At 71.4% G+C, this 22,375-nt stretch carries 15 protein-coding genes; 6 read left to right on the top strand and 9 right to left on the bottom strand.

The window, feature by feature from the left end:
* The first annotated feature begins 4 nt into the window (after positions 1 to 4).
* Positions 5 to 1,189 carry an MFS transporter gene (locus ACFWYW_RS32295; RefSeq protein WP_379616804.1) on the top strand — a complete coding sequence of 395 codons (1,185 nt, stop codon included), beginning with the start codon at positions 5 to 7 and terminating at the stop codon, positions 1,187 to 1,189.
* Between the two features lie 334 nt (positions 1,190 to 1,523).
* On the opposite strand, the gene ACFWYW_RS32300 is transcribed toward ACFWYW_RS32295, so the two are convergent.
* Both ACFWYW_RS32300 and ACFWYW_RS32305 read right to left on the bottom strand, forming a co-directional pair.
* Positions 1,524 to 2,246, bottom strand: coding sequence for a VIT1/CCC1 transporter family protein (locus ACFWYW_RS32300; RefSeq protein ID WP_379616806.1), 723 nt, complete (start codon positions 2,244 to 2,246; stop codon positions 1,524 to 1,526).
* 323 nt (positions 2,247 to 2,569) lie between these two features.
* Entirely contained in the window at positions 2,570 to 3,229 is a 660-nt protein-coding gene (locus tag ACFWYW_RS32305) for a hypothetical protein (protein WP_379616808.1), read from the bottom strand.
* 179 nt (positions 3,230 to 3,408) lie between these two features.
* Here ACFWYW_RS32305 and ACFWYW_RS32310 point away from each other — a divergent pair, with 179 nt between their 5' ends.
* Positions 3,409 to 6,297, top strand: a complete 2,889-nt coding sequence (locus ACFWYW_RS32310) for a YbhB/YbcL family Raf kinase inhibitor-like protein (RefSeq protein ID WP_379616810.1) — start codon at positions 3,409 to 3,411, stop codon at positions 6,295 to 6,297.
* 110 nt (positions 6,298 to 6,407) lie between these two features.
* Positions 6,408 to 8,225, top strand: coding sequence for a PQQ-dependent sugar dehydrogenase (locus ACFWYW_RS32315; RefSeq protein ID WP_379616812.1), 1,818 nt, complete (start codon positions 6,408 to 6,410; stop codon positions 8,223 to 8,225).
* Here the strand turns inward: ACFWYW_RS32315 and ACFWYW_RS32320 are convergent, their stop codons facing one another.
* The gene (locus tag ACFWYW_RS32320; protein WP_379616814.1) at positions 8,226 to 9,407 is read right to left on the bottom strand and encodes a cytochrome P450; all 1,182 of its coding nucleotides are present in this window, start codon (positions 9,405 to 9,407) and stop codon (positions 8,226 to 8,228) included.
* A gap of 104 nt (positions 9,408 to 9,511) precedes the next feature.
* On the opposite strand from ACFWYW_RS32320, the gene ACFWYW_RS32325 reads away from it, so the two are divergent.
* The 3 genes from ACFWYW_RS32325 (at position 9,512) to ACFWYW_RS32335 (ending at position 15,117) form a co-directional block, all read left to right on the top strand.
* Positions 9,512 to 12,889 carry a phosphodiester glycosidase family protein gene (locus ACFWYW_RS32325; protein ID WP_379616816.1) on the top strand — a complete coding sequence of 1,126 codons (3,378 nt, stop codon included), beginning with the start codon at positions 9,512 to 9,514 and terminating at the stop codon, positions 12,887 to 12,889.
* 138 nt (positions 12,890 to 13,027) lie between these two features.
* The gene (locus ACFWYW_RS32330) at positions 13,028 to 14,560 is read left to right on the top strand and encodes a phenylacetate--CoA ligase family protein (protein ID WP_379616818.1); all 1,533 of its coding nucleotides are present in this window, start codon (positions 13,028 to 13,030) and stop codon (positions 14,558 to 14,560) included.
* A gap of 158 nt (positions 14,561 to 14,718) precedes the next feature.
* Positions 14,719 to 15,117 (top strand): DoxX family protein, encoded by a 399-nt coding sequence (locus ACFWYW_RS32335; protein ID WP_379616820.1) that lies wholly within the window; start codon positions 14,719 to 14,721, stop codon positions 15,115 to 15,117.
* A 14-nt stretch (positions 15,118 to 15,131) separates the two neighbouring features.
* Here ACFWYW_RS32335 and ACFWYW_RS32340 read toward each other — a convergent pair whose 3' ends face one another.
* From ACFWYW_RS32340 to ACFWYW_RS32365, 6 genes are all read right to left on the bottom strand, one after another.
* Entirely contained in the window at positions 15,132 to 15,704 is a 573-nt protein-coding gene (locus tag ACFWYW_RS32340; RefSeq protein ID WP_379616822.1) for a hypothetical protein, read from the bottom strand.
* Between the two features lie 119 nt (positions 15,705 to 15,823).
* A complete protein-coding gene (locus ACFWYW_RS32345; RefSeq protein WP_379616824.1) occupies positions 15,824 to 16,807 on the bottom strand; it encodes a FecCD family ABC transporter permease in 984 nt (327 codons plus the stop codon).
* The gene (locus tag ACFWYW_RS32350; protein ID WP_379641141.1) at positions 16,804 to 17,796 is read right to left on the bottom strand and encodes an iron chelate uptake ABC transporter family permease subunit; all 993 of its coding nucleotides are present in this window, start codon (positions 17,794 to 17,796) and stop codon (positions 16,804 to 16,806) included. The genes ACFWYW_RS32345 and ACFWYW_RS32350 overlap by 4 nt, the downstream gene beginning before the upstream one ends.
* A complete protein-coding gene (locus ACFWYW_RS32355; protein WP_379616828.1) occupies positions 17,793 to 18,776 on the bottom strand; it encodes an ABC transporter substrate-binding protein in 984 nt (327 codons plus the stop codon). The genes ACFWYW_RS32350 and ACFWYW_RS32355 overlap by 4 nt, the downstream gene beginning before the upstream one ends.
* The gene (locus ACFWYW_RS32360) at positions 18,773 to 20,524 is read right to left on the bottom strand and encodes an ABC transporter ATP-binding protein (protein WP_379616830.1); all 1,752 of its coding nucleotides are present in this window, start codon (positions 20,522 to 20,524) and stop codon (positions 18,773 to 18,775) included. Before ACFWYW_RS32360 ends, ACFWYW_RS32355 begins: the two co-directional genes overlap by 4 nt.
* On the bottom strand, positions 20,521 to 22,284 hold the full coding sequence (locus tag ACFWYW_RS32365) for an ABC transporter ATP-binding protein (RefSeq protein WP_379616832.1): 1,764 nt from the start codon (positions 22,282 to 22,284) through the stop codon (positions 20,521 to 20,523). Before ACFWYW_RS32365 ends, ACFWYW_RS32360 begins: the two co-directional genes overlap by 4 nt.
* Positions 22,285 to 22,375: the final 91 nt, after the last annotated feature.

Consider the following 22,375-nt stretch of genomic DNA (forward strand, 5'->3'; position numbering starts at 1 on the left):
GCCGTTGAGAAAGAACCTCCGCTTCCAGCTGTTCTGGCTGGGCTCGGCCGCCTCGGGACTGGGCTCGACCCTCACCCTGCTGGCCTATCCGCTGCTGGTCCTGGCGCTGACCGGCTCACCGGGCCAGGCCGGGCTGATCAGCGCGGTCAGCCTGGCGAGCGGGATGCTCTTCGCGCTGCCCGCCGGCGTGCTGGTGGACCGCTGGGACCGTCGCCGCGTCCTGCTGGGCGCCGACCTCGTCCGCGCCGCCACGATGGCGAGCGTCGCGCTGGCCGCCGTGAGCGACGGCCTGGTCCTGCCGCACCTGGTGGCGGTGGCCATCGTGAACGGCGCCGCCGGCGCCATCTTCGAACCCGCCCACGCCGCCTCCCTGCGCACACTGGTGCACGAAGAGCAGCTGCCCAGTGCCTACGCCCAGGAACAGACCCGCCAGCACGCCGCCGAACTGGCCGGGCCACCCCTCGGCGGCCTCCTGTTCGCCATCGGGCGGGCCTTACCGTTCGTCGTCGACGCGCTCACCTACCTGGTCTCCTTCGTCTGCGTGGCACTCGTGCGCATACCCCGCCGGCCGGAGGAGCCGGCCCCGCGCCAGAGCATGTACGAGGGGATCGCCGAAGCCGTCCGCTGGATGTGGGGCCGCCGCCTGCTGCGCGCCGTCTGCGGTCTCGTCCTGGCGGTCAACCTGGCGTTCAACGCGACCACGATCCCGCTGATCGTCCTGGTCGGCGCCCCGGAACAGGTCGGCCTCGTCATGGCCGCCCTGGGCGTCGGCGGCCTGATCGGCGCCGCGATCTCCGGCCGGCTCATCAGGCTGCTGCCCATCGGCGCGCTCATGCTGGCCGGGTGCTGGTTCCTCACGATCGCGCTGCCGTTGATGGTGCTGCCGCTCGGCTGGTACTGGCCCGCGAGCGTCCTGTTCGTCACCGGCCTGGTCGCGCCCGCTCTGAACATTGCGCTGGTGGTCGAGGTGGCCAGGTCCGTCCCCGACCACATGCAGGGCCGGGTCCAGTCGCTGCTCAACGTCGCCACCATGGGCATCACGCCGCTGGCCCCGCTGGTCGGGGGAGTCCTCACCCAGTACGGCGGGCCGGTCACCGCCATCCTCGTGATCTGCGGCTACCTGGCCGTCTGCTGCGCCGTCGCCACCCTTTCCCCAACCCTCCGCCGCACCCCGGCCATGGCCGAGTAACCACCCCACGCCGCCACGACCTTGCCGTCGGCTCCTGGACCGCGACCTCCAACCCGCACCGAAACCACCGGTCCCACCTCGTCCGCCGCCGTCGCGCCAGGCCCTGCCCACGTGCCCCGGGCAACACGGGGCGCTCCATCACTCCCGCACGCATTCCGGGGGAGCGGCCCTCCCCATGCGCGTCGGCACCGGTGCGGTCCGCGCCACCTCGGCGACCCCGCTGGCGCTGAACTCGGCCGCCGGCATGGAGCGGGGTGGCCCGTGGTGGTGATCCCCGGGACACGGTGCATGGGGGTCACCATGCCCCGGGGGAGCTGGGCGGGAGCCGTACCGGCTAGGAGATCGTGACGCCGAGCAGATGTCCGAGGCCGAACGTGACCGACGCGGCCACGACGCCCAGGGCGAGCTGGCGCAGGCCGCCCAGCCACCACGGACGGGCCGTCATCCGCGCCACCACCGCCCCGAACCCGAACAACCCCAGCAAGCTCAGCACCACCGCCACCACCATTCCGGAAGCCCCGAACAGGAACGGCGCCAACGGCACCAGCGCCCCCACCGCGAACGCGCCGAACGACGAGGCCGCGGCCAGGTACGGCGAGGGAAGGTCGTCAGGATCCACGCCGAGTTCCTCACGAACATGGACGCGCAGGGCCTGCTCCGGGTTGACCGACAGCCCGGCGGCCACCTTGGCGGCCAGATCGGGTTCGAGGCCGCGGGCACGGTAGAGGGCGGCGAGCTCGGCCTGCTCGCCTTCCGGGTCGCGGGCCAGCTCACGGCGCTCCACGGCGATCTCGGCACGCATCAGCTCGGTCTGGGACTTCACCGACGTGTACTCGCCCGCCGCCATCGAGCACGCCCCCGCGACCAGACCCGCGAACCCGGCCAGCACCGCCCCACGCCCGGCCCCCGCCGCACCGACCACCCCGGCGATCAACGCGAAGTTGGACACCAGCCCGTCCATCGCCCCGAACACCGCCGGTCGCAACCACCCGCCGGTGACATCGCGGTGATGGCGATGTCTCTCAGGTGAGTACGGCGCGGCCAGCTCGACAGTCATGACTTCCTCCACATGATGACACCTTGTCGCCAAATCTAGGCATATTTCAGGAAGATCCGCAACGAAGGGGAGGCTAGCCTGACCTGCGGGAAGACCCGATGGTGACACCATGACGCGAACATCTTCCCGAAAACCGGCGAAGGTTCGGCGGCGAACGCGGCGCATGGCAAGGGGAGGACCGCGAGCCCGCGACGCCGGGTGCGATCCGCAGGGGGTGCGGTGCGAAGGGAGGCAGTCGCGGAGCTGCCTGGCCCGAAAGCGAGCTTGCCCCCATCGCGCGGACGCGGATGAGGGCAAGGGCGGGCCTGGGGGTGTGGGGGTGGTCAGACCGGGGTGGGGAGGGCGTGCGGGTGGGGGTCGGGGGTGGGGATGAGGCGGCGGCAGTCCGCGATGGCCGACTCCAGCAACGTCCGCAGCACCTGGTCGGGATGGGGGATGCACGCCTGCACGATCCCCACCACCGACAACTGCACCGCGTTCGGCGCCGCGTACCGGCGGAAGCCCTTCTCGGTGATCCGCGCCGCCCGGCTGAACCTGCGTGCCTCGCGCGCCGTCTGCGGGACCTGGTCCATGGCCCGCCGGCTCACAGCCGACAACTGCCCGGCCGGTCGCCCGTCGAGCCGGGCGAGGATCTCCTCGGCGGCCAGGACGGAGACGGCCAGCGCGAGCTGGCGTTCCGCGGCGGCCACGGGCAGGGCGGTGGTCGCGCAGCGCAGGGCGATCGTGGCGTCGACCCGCAGGTCGTCGCTGGACAGCCCGATGATGGACGGGACGAGTTCGGCCAGGCCGTTGCGGTTCTCGTCGCCGGTGTTGTCGTTGACGAGCCGGGCGAGCGCGGCCAGCAGCGGGTGCGTGCAGGCCGGATGGTCGCTCCAGCGCTCTCCTGCCAGGTAGGAAGCCAGCTCCATGAAGCACGCGCCGCGTTTCGGATTGCGGTGCCTGCCTCGCGACAGAACCGGCATGTGGTCGAGGTGGTTGTCCACGGATGCTCCACTACTCCACGTTCGCCTGTCTTTCCAGTCTGCGCTCCTGTCGCGCGAGAAGCCAGTGGTGGGAGGTCTTGGGAACGGAGTCAACTCGCTTGACAGTGATGGTGGGGAGTGATCCCATCAATACGAGTTAGGAAGTTTTCCTAACTATCACCCCCCATCAAGGAGGATCCATGCGCGTGTTAGCCGGCGCGCTTGTGGCGGCGTTACTGATGAGCGTGGTGACGGCCGTGCCGGCCTCGGCCGCGCCGACCCGCCACGAAGCGGAGAACGCCACCATCTCTCAGGGCCTCGTGGAATCCAACCACGCGGGTTACTCCGGTGCCGGGTTCGTCAACGGCGACAACGTGGCCGGAAGCTACACCGAGTTCACCGTCAACGCCGCGGCGGCGGGCCAGGCCGAGATCGCCATCCGCTACGCCAACGGCACCGCCGTCAACCGGGCCGCCGACATCGCCGTGAACGGCACCGTGGTCTCCGCGGCCCGCGCGTTCAACGGCACCGGCGCGTGGTCCACGTGGGCGACCTCCACGCTCACCGCACCCGTGACCGCGGGCGCCAACAAGATCCGGATCACCTCCACCACGGCCAACGGCAACCCCAACCTGGACTACGTCGACGTCGAGGTGGCCGCGCCCAGCTCCGACCTGCAGGCCGAGGACGCCACGATCGTCCAGGGCGTGGTGGAGTCGAACCACGCCGGGTTCACCGGCACGGGCTTCGTCAACTACGACAACGTCGTCGGCTCCTACGTGGAGTTCACGGTCAACGCGCCCACCGCGGGCAACTACGAGGTGAAGTTCCGCTTCGCCAACGGCACCACCGCCGACCGGGCCATGGCCATCACCGCCAACGGCGGCGCCGCCCAGAACGTGAGCTTCCCCGGCACCGGGGCCTGGACCACGTGGGTGGAGAAGTCCGTGACCGCCTCGCTGATCGCGGGCGCCAACAAGATCAGGGCCACCGCCACCACCGCGAACGGCGGGCCGAACCTCGACCGGATCAGCACCACCGTGCCGCCCGACCCGGAGCCGCCGACCGCGCCGGGCAACTTCCGCCTCGTCGGCGAGGTCCGGCCGAACGCCGTGGACCTGGCCTGGGACGCCTCCACCGACAACGTGGGCGTCTCCAGCTACGTCATCTACAACGGCGGCAACGTGATCAAGACCGTGGGCGGCAACCAGACCACGGCCACGGTCACCGGCCTGACGCCGAACACCGGCTACGTGCTGAGCGTGCTGGCCTACGACGCGGCCGGGAACGGCTCGCCCGCCAGCAACAACGTTCCCTTCACCACCCCGCCGAGCGACGACCACCAGGCGCCGACGGTGCCGGGCAACCTGCGCGCCACCAACGTGGCCGCCACCAGCATCACGCTGGCCTGGAACGCCTCCACCGACAACGTCGAGGTCACCGGCTACAACGTCTACCGCGACGGGACGAAGTTCGCGACCGTGCCCGACCTGACCGCCACCGCGGACGGGCTCACGCAGAACACGCAGTACTCCTTCCAGGTCGAGGCCTTCGACGCCAACGGCAACATCTCGGCCAAGAGCCCCGCACTGAACGTCAGGACCTCGACACAGGCGACCGGCGGCGACCCGGTCTTCGACCGTGACGTCACCCAGCTCGACCTGCCGTGGGGCATCGCGTTCCTGCCGGACGGCAGCGCGCTGGTCGCCGAGCGCGACCGGTTCGAGATCGTCCGGGTCACGGCCGCCGGCCAGAAGACCGTGGTCGGCAAGATCACCGAGGCGGTCGGCACCGTCGGCGAGGGCGGCCTGCTCGGGCTCGCGCTGTCGCCGAACTTCGCCACCGACCACTACGTCTACGCCTACCACACCGCCTCGGGCGACAACCGGGTCGTCCGCTTTAAGTACGAGAACAACGCCATCGGCGCCCGCGAGCCGGTCGTGACCGGCATCAGCAAGGCCAAGTTCCACAACGGCGGCCGGATCAAGTTCGGCCCGGACGGGATGCTCTACATCACCACCGGCGACGCCCAGACGAGCAGCAGGGCGCAGGACCTCAACTCGCTCAACGGCAAGATCCTCCGGGTCACGCCGACCGGCGCCGGCGCTCCCGGCAACCCGTTCCCGAACGCCCCGCGCGTCTACAGCCTCGGCCACCGCAACCCGCAGGGCATCGCCTGGGACTCCCAGGGCAGGCTGTGGGAGTCGGAGTTCGGCGACGGCACCTGGGACGAGCTCAACATCATCCAGGCGGGCAAGAACTACGGCTGGCCGACCTGCGAGGGCACCTGTAGCGACAGCCGGTACGTCAACCCGGTCAGGACGTGGAGCGTCTCCAGCGCCTCCCCGAGCGGCCTGGAGATCGTGGGCGACTGGATCTACATGGCGGCCGTACGCGGCTCGCGCCTGTGGGTCATGAAGATCACCGGCAACACGACCGACACCCCGCGCGCCTTCTTCAACGGCAACTGGGGCCGGCTGCGCACCGTGGTCAAGACCCCCGACGGCGGCCTCTGGCTGACCTCGACCAACAACGACAAGAACGGGGGCACCCCCAGCACCATCGACAACGACATCGTCAGGCTGAAGTTCGCCGGCCCGCCGTTCGCGCTGACCAGCACGGCCTTCGCGAACAACGGCAACATCCCGGCGCGGTTCACCTGCGCGCAGGACGGGGTGTCGGGCAACGACATCTCGCCGCAGCTGGCCTGGTCCAGCCCGCCGGCCGGTACGCAGAGCTACGCGATCACCTTCATCGACACGGCCAACGGCGGCAAGCACTGGGCGATCTGGGACATCCCCGCCGCCAAGTCGTCGCTGCCGGAGGGGCTCGGGCTCGGGTTCGAGGTGCCGAACCAGGCTCCTGCCAAGCAGAAGGCGATGAGCAGCGGCAACAAGTCGCTGCAGTACTTCGGGCCCTGCCCCGGCGGCTCGACCCACAAGTACGAGTTCACGCTCTACGCGCTGGACACCGCGACGTTGCCGGGCGTGACCTCCGGCTCGTCGGTGGCGGCGGTGGAGAGCGCGATCCTGGCCCGCGACCTGGCTTCGACCAAGCTGGCGGGCAACTCGAACGCGTCCACGCGCTGACCTGAGTGACGGGAGGGGCCGGAGGCACTCGCCTCCGGCCCCTCGAAACATCGGAGGAGTGGGAAGCGATCTCTCATAAGAGATCCCATCTTTCGCGGGAAAGGGCCCCCATGCACAGAACCACGCTGGCCATGATCTTAGTGGCCGGCCTGCTCGTCTGGCCCGGCCAGACGGCATCCGCGGCCTCGGTCGTCTACGAGGCCGAGAGCGCGGCCATCGGCAACGGCGTGGTGGAGAGCAACCACGCGGGTTTCTCCGGCACCGGCTTCGTCAACAGCGCCAACGCGGCGGGCGCGTACGTGGAGTTCACCGTGACCGGCGCCGGTGACACCAACCTGGCCTTCAGGTACGCCAACGGAACGGCCACCGACCGTCCGGCCACGCTCACGATCAACGGATCAGCCATCGAGACCCTGCGGTTCGCGGGCACCGGCGCGTGGACGACGTGGAACAACGAGACCGTCGCCGCCGGCCTCGCCCAGGGCGCCAACAGCGTCCGCCTCACCGCCACCACCGCGGCGGGCCTGCCCAACGTCGACGCCCTGACCGAGGGCGCGCAGGACGGGGGCGGCACCGGTCCCATCGCCGACCCGATCCCGCAGAACCCCATCCAGTCCAGCCTCGGCCTGGTCCTCACCGAGTACGCCCAGTTCCCCAAGACCGACCCCGTACCCTCGCCCACCGACTCCCGCCTGCGCCGCCACGCCCGGATCAACCACCTGGGCCAGCTCGCCGACGGCCGCAGGTACGTCCCCGACCTCAACGGCAGGCTCTACACCCTGCCCGCGGGCGGCGGCGCACCCAGCGTCTACCTCGACCTCCGGGCCGCGGTGGGCGGCAACTTCTTCTCCGGCCGCGGCCTCGGCAGCGGGTTCGGCTTCGTCGCCTTCCATCCGGACTTCGCGGCCAACGGCCGCTTCTACACCGCGCACAGCGAGGCGTTCCAGGCGTTGAACACCCAGCGCGCCGACTGGACGCAGTCCGGAGCGGTCGTGCAGGGCGTGGTCACGGAGTGGACCGCGAGCGACCCGGCGGCGCCCGTCTTCAGCGGCACCCGCAGGCAACTGCTCCGCCTGGGCTTCGGCACCTACATCCACGGGATCCAGCAGATCGACTTCAACCCCAACGCCGCGCCGGGCAGCCCCGACCGCGGCCTGCTCTACGTGGCCGCCGGCGACGGCGGCAGGGGCACGAGCGGCATCGTCCCGCAGGCCCGCAACCAGCCGTTCGGCAAGATCCTGCGCATCGACCCGCGCGGGAGCGACAGCGCCAACGGCCGGTACGGCATCCCGCCCGGCAACCCGTTCACCGGCCAGCAGGGCACGCTCGGCGAGATCTACGCCCTGGGCATGCGCGACCCGCACCGCTTCAGCTGGGACCGCGGCGGCAGCGGCCGGATGTTCCTCGGGCACATCGGCGAGCACGACATCGAGGCCGTCTACGACGTGCGGGCCGGCGACAACTTCGGCTGGAGCGAGCGTGAGGGCGCCTTCCGCTTCGACCGGAACGAACCCTGCTACCTCTACCCGCTGCCCGCCGACGACAGCCGGTTCGGCTACACCTACCCGGTCGCCGCCTACGACCACAACGGCCCGCCCGGTTGCACCGGAGACCTCGGCCGCGCCATCGCCGGCGGCTTCGTCTACCGCGCCGCCGCGCTGCCCGCCCTGCAGGGCAAGTACCTGTTCGGCGACCTCGTGCAGGGCTGGATCTTCGCGACCAACGAGACCGAGATGACCCGCGGCGGCACCGACCTCGCGCCGCTGCACCAGCTCAAGATCTACAACGCCGCGGGCAGCCAGGTCACCATGCAGACGCTCGCCGGCAACTCCCGCGTGGACCTGCGCTTCGGCATGGACCGCGCGGGAGACCTGTTCGTGCTGTCCAAGGCCAACGGCAAGGTCTGGAAGGTGACCGGCACCCGCTGATCACCAGAGCAGATGGAGCGCCTCCGGGGCGCGGTGGATCAACGTCGGCGCCATCGTGACCTCGGGGCTCTCCAGCCGGATCCCGGGCAGCCTGCGGATCAGCTCCTCCAGCGTGATCCGCAGCTGCTCGCGGGCAAGCTGCGAGCCGGGGCAGCCGTGCACGCCGTGGCCGAAGCCGAGGTGGCGGGTGGGCGGCCGGGTGATGTCGAACCCTCCGGCGCCGTCGCGGCCCGCGGAGCCGTAGGAGACGAAGACCGCGTCTCCGTCCTTCAGCTCGGTTCCGGCGAAGGTGAGCGGGCGGGTGACCGTACGACGGAAGCCCTGCACGGGCGCCTCGAAGCGGGCGGTCTCCTCGATCGCGGCCGGGATGAGCTCCGGGCGCGCGCACAACGTCTCCCACTGCGCGCGGTCACGCAGCAGATGGTGTACGGCGGAGCCGATCAGCGCGGTCGTGGTCAGGTGCCCGGCCAGCAGGAGGTTCTGCAGGTTGGAGACGATCTCGTTGCGCTCCTCGGTGGTCAGCAGGGCGGTGCCGGGGGCCAGCGCCCGCACCATCTCGGTCGTCAGGTCGTCGCGCGGTTCCTTCCTGCGGGCACGGGCGTAGTCGTCGAGCAGGTGCTGGAGCCGGACGATGTCGCGGGCCGCCGCGGCCTGCTCCTCGTCGGTCATGGGCTGGAACAGCAGGTCCTCGGCCCGGTTCCCGGCTTCGACGGCCGGCCGTACGTCGGCGGGGTCGAGGCCCATGAGGTGGCCGATGACGTCGGCGGCGAGCGGCCGCGCGTACGCCGACATCCACTCCACGCGGCCGTCGGCGGCGAAGGCGTCGACGAGCTCGGCGGCGCGGCGGGCGATGAACGGCACGGCGGTGGCGACCCGCGCGGGCGACAGGCCGCGCACCAGCGGCTTGCGCAGGCGGCGGTGTTCCTCGCCGTCCCTGCTCAGCACCGCGGGCCGCCCGCCGAAGCCCTTGACCAGCTCGCTCAGCGCGGCGCGGCGCGGCAGGTGGTCGGGCCGGAGCGCGCCCTCGGAGGAGAAGTCCTCGGGGCGGCCGAGCACCTCGCGCACATCCTCGTACCGGGAGACGAGCCATGCCTGCAGTTCCGGGACGAAGGTGAGGCCCGGTTCGCGCCGGGCGGCTTCGTAGGTGGGGAACGGGTCGCGGTACAAGGCCTGGAGATCCACAGGGCCCATCTTCGCCCAGACCTACCCATCCCGGACGATGAAATTTTCTTTTAGTTCACCCCTGGGTCTTGAAAGTTATATCCGCGAGCGATTGAGTTCGGGGCGTGATCACCCTCAAAGTCGTGGCCGCCGCGGCCTTGGTGTTAACAGCGGCGGTGGACCCCCAAGCCCCCATCGAGGACGCGCCCCCCGCGTCGTCCTACCCGCCCGCCTCCACCCTCCTCGCGGCCCCCGCCCCGAAGCACCTGGAGACGGCCAAGAAGAGCCGGCCGGTGGCGCCCGGCATCACCTTCACCGCCTTCGACCGCTACGACGCGGCGGGCTGGCTGCGCGCCGACGCGCTGTCGGCGGACCTGTCCGGCGGCGTCAAGGCCGGCTACCTGAACTCGGGCGAGGTCTCCAAGACCGAGCCGCTGTCCGGCCCCGCCAAGCGCGCCCGCGCGGTCGCGGCGGTCAACGGCGACTTCTTCGACATCAACCGCTCGGGCGCCGCACTCGGCATCGGCGTCCAGAAGGGCACGCTCGTCCAGTCGCCCACCAGCGGCTGGAACAACGCGGTCGCCCTCACCGGCGAGGGCGTCGGCCGCGTGCTCAAGATGTACTTCGAGGGCAGCGCCACCCCGCAGGGCGCGAGCTCCCCGATCGCCCTCACCCAGTTCAACCAGCTCATCCAGAACGACGGCGTGGGCCTGTTCACCCCGCTGTGGGGCAGCCACACCCGGGCCCGCGCGGTCGAGGGCGCGGCCAAGGTCACCGAGGTCGTCCTCACCGCCGGCGCCGTCACCGAGGTCCGCACCACCGCGGGCAGCGGCCCGATCCCGGCCGGCACCACGATCCTGCTCGGCAGGGACGCCGGGGCCGTCGCCCTCGCCGCGCTCAAGCCCGGTGACAAGATCGACGTCAGGTACACGCCCAAGCCCTCCGACGGCGGCCAGGTCGAGACCGCCATCGGCGGCAACTACGTCCTTGTCAAGGACGGGGCCGTCCAGCACTCCACCGACCAGGCGGCGCACCCGCGCACCGCGGTCGGCTTCTCCGCCGACGGCAGGAAGATGTACCTGCTCACCGTCGACGGCCGCCAGGCCGACAGCCGCGGCGTCACGCTGAACGAGCTGGCCGCCATGATGATCGAGCTCGGCGCCCACAACGCGCTCAACCTCGACGGCGGCGGCTCCTCCACGATGCTCGCCCGCGAGCCCGGCGCCGCCGAGCCCCAGGTCGAGAACAGCCCCTCCGACGGCGGCGAGCGCCCCGTCCCCAACGGCCTGGCTCTCTACGCCCCGGAGGGCAGCGGCAAGCTCAAGGGCTTCTGGCTGGAGACCGCGAGCGACCCCGCCAAGGCGCCCGGCGTCGGCCCCGTCGCCGGTGGCCGCCCCGACCGCGTCTTCCCCGGGCTCTCGCGGCGGCTGAGCGCCGCCGGTTTCGACGAGACGTACGGCCCCGCCGCCGGCACCCCGAGCTGGCGCTCCAAGCCGGTCGTGCACGGAGTCGTCGACCACAAGGGCGTCTTCCGCGCCCTCGTCCCCGGCCAGACCACCGTCACCGCCGCCCGCGGCGAGGCCAAGGGCACGCTGGAGCTGACCGTGCTCCAGCCGCTGGCCCGCCTCGGCGCCACCACCGACCGGGTCGGCCTGGCCGCGGCGCAGGCCACCGGCACGTTCGGCCTCGTCGGCTACGACCGCAACGGCAACTCAGCGCCCATCGAGCCGGGCGACCTGTCGCTCGACTACGACCGCGCGCTGTTCGAGGTCACGCCCAGCCCCAACGGCTTCTTCACCGTGAAGGCCAAGCAGGACAAGGGCGCCGGGCTCATCACCGCCAAGGTCGGCCGCGTCACCACCGCCGTGCCCGTGACCGTGGGCACCGAGGAGCAGAGCGTCGCCACCTTCGACGACGCCGGCTCCTGGGCCTTCGCCGCCGCGCGGGCCACCGGCTCGCTGTCGGCCGCGCCCGGCCAGAGCGGCGGCGGGCTGAAGCTGGCCTACGACTTCACCCAGTCGACGGCCACCCGGGCGGCGTACGCCAGCCCGCCGCAGCAGATCGTGGTGCCCGGCCAGCCGCAGGCGTTCGGGCTCTGGATCAACTCCACCGGCAAGGGGGAGTGGCCCTCGCTGGAGTTCTACGACGCCCAGGGGCAGTCGCAGATCCTGCGCGGGCCGTTCCTGACCTGGACCGGGTGGAAGTACGTGGAGTTCCAGGTGCCGCCCGGGGTGTCCTACCCGCTCAAGCTGCGCCGGTTCTACGTGGCCGAGACGAAGGCGGACGCCTCGTACACCAACGAGATCCTCATCGACGGGCTCGTGGCCAAGGTGCCGCCGCCGGTGCAGGCGCCGCCGGCGGAGAAGATCGCCGACCCGGTGGTGAAGGCGTCGGTCGAGGCGATGCCGTGGCGGTTCGCGGTCATGTCGGACGCCCAGTTCGTGGCGCGCGACCCGGACAGCGACATCGTGCGCAACGCCCGCCGTACGCTGCGGGAGATCAAGGCGGCGAAGCCGGACTTCCTGCTGATCAACGGCGACCTCGTGGACGAGGCGTCGCCGGCGGACTTCGCGCTGGCCAAGAAGATCCTCGATGAGGAGCTGGGCGGTGAGCTGAAATATCAGTACATCCCCGGCAACCATGAGGTGATGGGCGGCAAAATCGACAACTTCCGGGCGGTCTTCGGCGACACCTACCGCAGCTTCGACCACAAGGGCACCCGGTTCGTCACCCTCGACACCTCGCGGCTGAACGTGCGCGGCGGCGGGTTCGACCAGGTCGCCCTCCTGCGCGAACGGCTCGACGCCGCCGCGAAGGACCCGGCGATCGGGTCGGTGGCGGTGCTGTTCCACGTGCCGCCGCGCGACCCCACGCCGGGCAAGGGCAGCCAGCTCGGCGACCGCAAGGAAGCGGCGCTGGTGGAGCAGTGGCTGGCCGACTTCCAGCGGGAGACCGGCAAGGGCGCCGCCTACATCGGGGCCCACGTCGGGACCTTCCACGCCTCCCGGGTGGACGCGGTGCCGTACTTCATCAACGGGAACTCCGGCAAGAACCCGGCCACCGCGCCCGGCGACGGCGGCTTCACCGGCTGGTCGCTGTGGGGCGTCGACCCCGTCACCCCGCGCGAGGCCGAGCACGTGCGGCGCAACTGGTTCGTGGACGCGCCCGCGTGGATCGGCACCCAGGTACGCCCGCACGTGGACGAGCTCACGCTGACCGCGCCCGCCACCGTGGCCGTGGGCCGTCCGGCGGCGGTCACCGCGGCCGTCAAGCAGGGGGCGCGCCAGGTGCCCGTGGCCTACCCGGTCTCGGCGTCGTGGAGCGGCTCGCCCGCGCTGCACATCGGCGCCCGCTCCGGCGTCCGGCCGTGGCACAAGGCCGTGCTCGACCCCGAGACCGGCACCCTGACCGCGCTGCGGGAAGGCTCGATCGTGGTGGCGGTGACGGTCAACGGCGTCAAGCGCGAGGCCACGATCGCCCTGACCGCCAGAGCCGCCGCCTGACCCCTCACCCCTGACCTCTCACCCCGATCTTGACGGCGTCAAGAACGCCCGGTGGCCGCAGCCGCCGGGCGTTCTCCGCTGTTTCGTGACAGTGCGTATCAAGCGATCATCAATCGCGATTCGCTAGGTTAACCGGCCATGACCCGACTGAGTCCGCGTCTGGGACCGCTCACCCCCCGCCAGCACTGGCGCAGAGCCCGGCTCCAGGCCTACTCGTGGCTGCTGACCGGCGCCTACCGGCTCGGCGCCATGCACCCGGCGGTGTGGAAGTTCGTGGCCCGCTCCTACCATCCCGCGCTCGACCGGCTGGCCGCCCGGCACGCCCGCGTGGCCTGCCAGTTCGCCGCCGTGGACGTGCCCGCCTACCGCGACTTCCTGCGCGAACGCGGCGCGGGGCAGGCCAGGCGCCTGGCCGACTTCCCCGAGACCACCAAGCAGAACTACGCCGGCGCCTACGACGAGCGCAGCCGCTGCCAGGAGGGCCGCCTGCACCGGCCGGGCGTGATCGTGGACGAGTCATCGGGTTCGAGCGGCAAGCCGTACAACTGGGTGCGCGGCCCGCGTGAGCTGAAGGGCATCTACCGCAACGCCGCCGGCTACATCGAGCTGGTCTTTCCCGGCCGCCGCCTGTTCGTGATCAACGCGTACTCGATGGGCGCCTGGGCCACCGGCACCACCACGGGCACCGCCATGGCCCGTATCGCCATGGTCAAGAACACCGGCCCCGACCTGGAGAAGATCGCCGACACCCTCGAACACTTCGGCCCCGGCTACGACTACGTGGTGGCCGCGTACCCGCCGTTCCTGAAACACCTGCGCGACCGCCTGGACACGAGCGGCTTCCCCTGGACGGACTACCGCATCCGCGGCATGGTCGGCGGCGAGGGCATGACCGAGGCGCTGCGCGACTACCTGGAGGAGCGCTTCGAGGAGGTCCGCTCGGGTTACGGCGCCAGCGACCTCACCATCGGGATGGGCGCGGAGACCGGCTTCACGGTACGGCTCCGCAAACGCCTGGCCACCGACCGCCACCTGCGCGAGACCCTGCTGGGCCCGGACGAGCAACGCCTCCCCATGATCTTCCACTACAACCCGCTGGAGACCTTCCTGGAGGTCAACGACTCCGGCGAACTCCTGTGCACGATCAACACCAAGAGCTGCCTGCAGCCCAAGCTCCGCTACAACGTGGGCGACGAGGCCCTGCTGAGAACGCTGCCCGAGGTGAAGCGCGCCCTGGGCGCCGACTACGCGGGCATGTGGACCGACGAGCGCATGAACCTGCCGTTGCTGTTCCTGTTCGGCCGCAAGGACTCGACCATCTCCTACATGGGCGCCAACCTGTACCCGCAGGACGTCGAATACGGCCTGTACCAAGGCAACCCCTACGCCGCCTCGATCGCCCGCTTCTGCCTGTCACTGGAAGAACTTCCCGGCCTGGAATACCGCCCCGTCATCAACATCGAACTCCGCGAGGGCGCCACCACCGACCACGAGGCGCTGACCGACATCTGCCGCAAGGGCGTCGTCGCCCACCTGAGCCACGTCTCCCGCGACTTCGCCGAATCCCTCAAGGAGGACCCGACGGCGGCCGACCTCCGCGTCAAACTCTTCGACCAAGGCGAAGGCCCCTTCGCCACCTTCACCAAGATGAAGAACGTCTACCTCGTCTGAGCTTCACCTTCAGGGGGGGCGGCCGCCGCAGGCACACCGATGGGTGGTACGCGCCTCTACCGAAGCATCGATCAGGAATCGAGAAGCGTCGGCCGATCGCCTCGCAATAACGTGACCTGGGTAGTCACGGAACGAAATCAGCGAGGAGTCGATGCGATATGGCGAAGACACGGAGGATCGTCTACTGGGTTTCCACCATTGGGCTCGCATCGGGGCTGGTCGGTTCTGGAGTTCAGCAAATTCTGAGGATCGAGGGAAAGGAGGCATTGGCGCCGCCCTATGCGTGGGGTATCGCGGAACTGGGTTACCCCGTCTACATTCTCACCATTCTGGGCGGGTGGAAGCTCCTGGGGGCGCTGGCGATTCTGCTTCCCAAGTATCCGCTGCTCAAGGAATGGGCGTACGCGGGCATGTTCTTTCTGTTCACCGGAGGGATGTTCTCGCACATCGCCACGGGCGACGCCTGGTATCAGCTGCTTCCGGCGCTCTTTCTTCTCATTCTCGCGGCAGCTTCATGGCACTTCAGGCCGGAAGAAAGAAGGCCGCTGACGCGATAGGAGCCGGAGGCGTTTCAGCAGCCGCCGATCCGGCAGAGCTTGGCGGCCATCCGCTCGGCGTCCTTGCCGTGCTGGGCGAGGGTGCGCAGTGCCTCGGCGTCGTTGCGCAGGTCCCAGTAGAGCGCGACCGCGGCACCCTTGCGGACCGCCACGAACTTCTGGACCTGCGCGGCCGCACCCGCCTGCCGGACCGTGCGCGATCCGCCCACCGCGCCGTCGCCGATCGCCGGCCGGACGACCTTGACGCCTTCGCATCGTGCCATGCGCTCGCGTATTTGCTTGATCATCTTCTCGGCCCCCGGAGTGCTGGCGAAGAGGAAGACCTGTTCGCCGCGGGAGGAGTGGGTTTTCTCGTTGCCGTCGTTCTTCGGGTTGAAGGTGACGTCACGCCGGTCGATCCAGCCCTTGAGCCTGGCGTCGGAACACTGAATGTTGTTGACCTCGGCCAGATCGCGCCCCTCGCCCTCGTTGACATACCAGTGCTTGTTCTTGACGTCCTGGCGCGCCTGCTTCTCGTAAAGCAGGAAGTTTTTCGGAATCGACCGGCTTTCGGCCGCGGCCGCCTGGCTCGTGAGCATTCCCGCCACCGCTACTCCGGTCATCACCATGGCGATCCGCATGTATATCAGCCCCCGGTCGTATGTGGATCTTTCGTAGGGTTGGATGGCACCGGCGCGACAAAGGTTCGGACCCCATCGGGAATTCGTCAGCGGCGGCGCTGTTCGTGGATGAGCAGCCAGACCAGGTAGCCGCCGCCGGCGATCACCGTGACGACACCTACGGGGAGGACCCGCGGCATCAGGTGCTGGGCCGCGTGGTCGGCGCTCGCCAGCAGCAGCGCTCCCGTCAGCGCCGAGGCGGTCAACGTGACTCCGGGAGCGCGGGTGAGGCGGCGGGCGATCTGTGGCGCGGCCAGGGCGACGAAGGCGATCGGCCCGGCCGCGGCGGTGACGGCGGCGGTGATCACGACGGCGGTGAACAGCAGGATGAGGCGGCTGCCTTCGACGCGGACGCCGAGGGCCCGCGCGGTGTCGGCGCCCATCTCCAGGACGCGCAGGGACGGCTGGAACCGCCTGAGGGCGATCAAGAGGGAGAGGGTCGCGAGGCAGGCCGGAGCGGCGCGATCCCAGCCGATGCCGTTGAGCGTTCCGGCGCCCCAGACCGCCGCCGTGATGGCGGTCTCCAGCTGCGCGCGCAGGAGCATCCAGGTGTTGGCCGCGGTGAGGATCGCGGAGACGCCGATGCCGACGACGATGAGCCGGAACCCTTGGACGCCGCGACGGAAGGCGAGCAGATAGACCACGGCGGCGGTGGCCAGGCCCCCGATCAGCGCGCCCGCGGCCACGTCGAGGTAGCCGCCGCCGACGCCGATGATCACGATCAGCGCGCCGGTGTACGCGCCGCTGGAGAACCCGATGACATCCGGGCTGCCCAGCGGGTTCCCGGTCAGCGACTGGAAGATCGCGCCCGCCACGCCCAGCCCGGCGCCGAAGACCACGGCCGCCACCGCGCGCGGCAGGCGCCACGTGAGCACGACCATGCGGGTGACGCGGTCCTCCCCGCCGGTCAGGGCGGCGGCGACCTCGCCGATGCCGAGCCGGAGATCGCCGGTGGTCAGCGACCACAGGACGACCGCGCCGCACAGCAGCAGGAGCGACAGGCTCACGACCATGGCGCGGACCCCGGTCACAGCCGGCTCGCCCGCGCGCGCCTGGCCAGGACGATGAGCACGGGCGCGCCGACGAAGGCGGTGACGATGCCGACGGGCACCTCACCGGGTGCGGTCACGACCCGGCCGATCACGTCGGCCAGCAGGAGCAGGACCGGCGTGAGGACGATCGTCTGGAGGAGGATCCATCGCTGGTCGGGACCGGTGATCCACCGCGCGACGTGGGGCGTCATCAGACCGGCGAACGCGACCGGGCCCGCGATCGCGGTCGCCGAACCGGCCAGCAACGTCACCGCGACGACCACGAGGGCCCGCGTACGGCCGACCCGCACGCCGAGGGAGGCGGCGACCTCGTCGCCGAGGGCGACGCCGTTCAGCGATCGCGCGGCCACGAGGGCCAGCAGCAGGCCCGCGGACACGAAGGGCAGCGCGGGCAGCAGCACGTCCGGGCCGCGGCCCGCGAGCGTGCCGGCGTTCCAGCCGCGCATGTGGTCGAAGACGCGGGGCTGGAGCAGCATCATCGCCGAGGTGACGCCCATCAGCACCGCGCCCATCGCGACACCGGCGAGCGTGAGCCTGATCGGGTCGGCGGCTCCCTTCCCCGCCGACCCGATCAGGTAGACGCCGAGCGTCGCGGCCAGCGCGCCGGCGAACGCGAACCACAGGTACCCGCCGGCCGACCCGGCCCCGAACACGGCGATCCCGATCGCGACGGCCAGCGCCGCCCCGGCGTTCACCCCGAGCAGTCCCGGGTCGGCGAGCGGATTGCGGGTCAGCGCCTGGATCAGCGTGCCCGACGCGCCGAGCGCGGCCCCGGCCAGCAGCCCGGCGGCCGTACGCGGAAGACGGAGGTCACGCACGATGTGGTGGTCGCCCGACCCGTCGAAGCCGGTGAGTGACCCGGCGATCGCCGCGAGGTCGATCGGCTTGGCCCCGACGGCGACACTCAGGATCGCCGCCACCACCAGGGCGAGCGCGGCCACGACCAGGCGAAACGGCCGCGCGCTCATGAGGCTGCGGTGACCTGCGACCACAGCGCGGGACCGTCCGCCGCCCCGGCGGCCCGGCCGTCGCCGAAGAGCAGCGCGTCGAGGTCGTGGAGCACCCAGAGCTGGTTCAGCGGGCCGACCCCGAACCACGCGGAGAAGTCCACCTCGCCGGTCCGCGATCCCGAGGTGTCGAGCAGCCGGTTCTCGAGCGGAGACGGAGCCCCGAAGGTGACCGAGCCGGCGAACGCGATGATGATCTCGGCCTTGTGCTCGCCGAGCTTCTCCGGCGAGAGGTTCTCGTATCCCCACTCGTTGCCCTTGAGCGCCTGCCCGGCGGGCCGCCTCAGGCCGAGTTCGGTAAGGATCGGGCCGAAGCCGCGCGCGTTGCCGTACACGCAGAAGGTGTCCTCGCCGCACGCGGACAGCGCCGACACGGCGGCGCCCGCGAACTTCGAGCCCTTGACGCGGCGCGCCAGGTCGGTGCGTGCCGTTTTGAGACGCCCAGCCACGGCCGCGGCCTGGGCCTGGTGTCCCGTGATCGCGCCGAGGGTGCCGAGGGTGTCCTCCAGCACGGGCAGGCCGGGCAGGATCACGACCGGCGCGATCTCGCGCAGTTGCGGAACGATCGTGTCGCTGCCGGTGTTCGGCAGGCCGACGACGAGCTCCGGCCCGGCGGCGGCGACGAGTTCGGCCTTGCCGGGCTCGACCAGCTCGACCCCGGCCTTCTCCAGGATCGTGTAGGCGGCGGACACGAACGGGTCGGTGTCGTAGCCGTACTTCCCGGCGTGCCCGGGGACGACGCCCAGCGCCAGGAGGTTGAGGGCGGTCTGGTAGTCCAGCGCCCAGATCCCGGAGTCGGTGACGGGCACGGTGACCTCGCCGCTTGCTGACGTCACGGTCACCGTTCCACCGCCTGGTTCCGGCGCGGACGGCGACGCGGTGCCGCACGCGGCGAGCGAGAGCGCCACCGCGAGCACGATCGCCAGGAGGCGCGGCTTCACGACGGGTGTCCCTTCTCGGCGATGCGCCAGTGCCGTGCCCGCTCGTACTGCCGGGACAGCCGCGCGAACGCCCCGCCCGTGCGCAGCAGTTCCGAGGGTGTGCCGGTCTCGGTGACGCGGCCCTCGTCGAGCGAGACCACGTGGTCGGCCGCGGCCAGGGTGGCGGGGCGGTGGGCGATCACGATCACCGTCCGGGAGGGGTCGTCGCCGAGGTTGGCGATGGCCTGCGTGATCGCGGCCTCGTTCTCGGGGTCGAGCGCGGAGCTGGCCTCGTCGACGAGCACGATGCGCGCCCGCTTGAGTATCGCCCGCGCGATCGCGACGCGCTGGCGTTCGCCGCCCGACAACTGGGCGCCGGCCTCGCCCACGCGGGTACGCCAGCCGTCGGGCAGCCGTTCGACCACCTCGTCGAGCCGGGCGGCGGCGGCCGCCTCCTCGAGCTCGTGCCAGCTCGCCTCCGGGTGGGCCAGGCGCAGGTTGTTCTCGATGGTGTCGTCGAACAGGTAGACGTCCTGGAAGACGATGGCGATCTCGTCGAGCAGGGCGCCCGGATCGAGGTCGCGGACGTCGACGCCGCCGACGCGCACGTGCCCGGAGCCGACGTCGAAGAACCGGGCGACGAGCCTGGTCACCGTCGTCTTCCCGGAGCCGGAGGGCCCGACCAGCGCGGTGGTGGTGCCCGGCCGGCAGCGCAGCGACACCTCGCGCAGCGCGGGGGCCCGGCCGCCCGGGTAGGTGAAGCTGACGCGCGAGAACTCGACGTCGGCCGCCTCGATGCCGCGCACCGGGTCGGCCGGCACGGGCAGCGTGGGCGTGGCCAGCAGTTCCTCGATGCGGGTGATCTTGTTCGTCATCGCGCGCAGCGCCCCGATGAGGTCGATGAGGTTGCCGAGCGGCTCCAGGAAGCGGGCGGCGAGCACGAGCAGCGCGATCGCCTCGGGAACCGGGACGTGCTCGCCGAGCACGAGCCCGGCCGCCAGCGCGAGCACCGCGACGAAGCCGCCCATGATCACGCCGGTGTAGACGAAGAACGGCCGGCGCGCGCGGCGCATGCCGTCGCGGTAGGTCTCGCGGTGGTCCACGAGCGCGGCGCGCATCCTGGGCGTGCCGTCGGCGTATCCGGCCGCGCGCAGGACCGGCTGGGCCTGGCCGAACTCGATCGCCCGGCCGGCGACCCCGGCCGAGGCCCGTTCCAGCTCGATCTCGGCGATCTCGGCGATGCGCGCGGCCCGCCGTAGCGCCCAGAAGGCGATCAGCGCGATCGCGCACAGCAGCAACGCCATCCGCCAGTCGACGGCGAACGTCACGGCGACGATCGTCGCGGGCAGCAACGTCGAGGTGATCGCGGGACCGGCGACGGTCACGGCCAGGTGCGCGGAGTCGCCGACGTCCGCGGTCACGCCACGGGCGAGCCGCGCCTTGTGCTCGGCGGTGAACCACCCCAGCGGCAGCGCGCTCACCTGCCGCATCAGGCCCCGCCGCAGTTGCGCCGCCAGCGCGCCCGACGCCGCGAACCCGACGGGGGTGGCGATGACGCTCAGCACCGCGTACGCGAGCGCGCCGACCGCGCCGAGCACGAGCCAGGGGGTGGCCGCGGCGAGGTCGGGCTCCGGCCGTACGACGGCGTCCAGGATCGGGACCAGCAGGCCGAGCAGCAGACCTTGCAGAACGGCCTGCGCGGCGGTGAGCAGCCACAGCCGGGCCAGCAGTTTCGGCTCCGGCCAGAGCCGGTACAGCCGCCGGATCATGCGAGCGCCCCTTCCTGCGCGGCCCACATCCTGGCGTACAGGCCGCCGCTCGCGAGCAGGTCGTCGTGGTTGCCGCGCTCGGCCAGCCGCCCCCTGTCGAGCACGAGAATCTGGCCGGCGCCGGCGATCGTGTGCAGCCGGTGGGCGATGACGATCACCGTCTTGCCGATCGCCAGGGTGGCCAGCGCGTCCTGGACCGCCGCCTCGCTGTCGGCGTCGAGCGCGGCCGTCGCCTCGTCCAGCACGACGATCGGCGCCCCGGACAGGATCGCCCGCGCGATGGTCAGCCGCTGGCGCTCGCCGCCGGACAGGCTGCCGCCGCCCGCGTCGAGCAGGGTGTCGTAGCCCTCGGGCAGGCGTTCGATCACCTCGTGGATGTGCGCGTCGGTGGCCGCCCGGCGAACCTCGGCGTCGCTCGCGCCGGGCCGGCCGATGCGGATGTTCTCCGCCACGCTGTCGCGCAGCAGCGCCACGTCCTGGAACACCAGCGACATCGACGCCAGCAGGTCGGCCGACGGGATCGAGCGCACGTCGGTTCCGCCGATCCGGATCGCGCCGTCCGTCACGTCGTAGAAGCGCGGCAGCAGGCTCGCGAGCGTCGTCTTGCCCGCGCCCGACGGGCCCACGATCGCGGTCACCTGTCCTGGCGGGCAGACGGCGCTGACGTTCTCGAGCGCGTGGGTCACCCCGTCGTAGGAGAACGTGACGCGGTCGAACTCCACGCCGTGCCCCCGCGGCTTTTCGGGGCGGGCGGGCTCGGGCAGCGGCGGGCGCGACAGCAGCCGCTCGATGTTGGCCGCGCCCATCCGGCCCTTGCGTACGCCCTGGGCGGCGCTCACGGCCGGGAGGATCGAGTTCGGCAGCCCGACGGCGACGACCAGGAACGCCACGAGGTCGGCGACGGCGAGCGACCCGTGGCCGAGGAAGGCCAGCCCGGCGGCGGTCACGACGGCGAGGACGGCCATCTCCGAGCCGAGCAGCCGTGACACCGCCGAGCTGTAGCGCACCTCGGCGACCCACGCGGCGAACGCCTGGGTGTGCTCGTCCACGGCGTCGTCGAACCGGCGCAGGACGCGGCCTCCGGTGCCGAACGTCTTGACCACCTGGATCCCGTCGGCGTACTCGACACTGGCGGCGCTGATGCGGGCGTCGGCGGCGATGAGCCGGTTCATGTGGGTCGTCATGGAACGCATGGAGACCCGGTAGAAGAGCGCCATCAGTCCCAGGACGGCCAGCGCGATGAGCGCCATGGGGACGTCGACGAAGAACAGGTATCCCGCGCCGACGACCGTCACCGTGACCGCTCCGGTCAGCTGACCCAGGGCGTGCGCGATGACCTCGTGCATCTCCTCCAGGTCGCCCGTCATCGCCCGCTTGACCCGGCCGGAGCCCGAGGCGCGGAACCAGCCCAGGGGCAGCGCGCCGAGGTGACGGACGATCCGTACCCGCAGGTCGTGCAGGATCGCCGCGTCCGCGTAGTGCCCCACGCGCGAGGACTGCACCAGCAGCAGGAGCCACAGGGCGGCGCCGGCGGCGCCGATGCCCACCCAGGTCCAGATGGCGGCGCCGGCCCCGGCGGGGTCGCCGAGCATGACGCGCGCGATCTCGGCGACGGCGATGTACGGCACGATGCCCGCCGCCGCGCTCAAGGTCGACAGGGTCGCGCAGACCACGAGGTGGGCCCGGATCGGGGCGAGCAGCCGCGCCAGGGCCCCGGCCTTCGCGAGCGCGGCCGGGGGATCTGCTGTTGTCGTGCTCAAGTCTTCGTTCCTCCTGGGACCACAGGGACTTAGGTATGCCTAACCTCAGTCCAAGCTTGAGACTTGAAGGCGACTTGATGTCAAATGGGCT

The sequence above is a fragment of the Nonomuraea sp. NPDC059023 genome (assembly GCF_042740095.1).
Lineage (GTDB): Bacteria > Actinomycetota > Actinomycetes > Streptosporangiales > Streptosporangiaceae > Nonomuraea.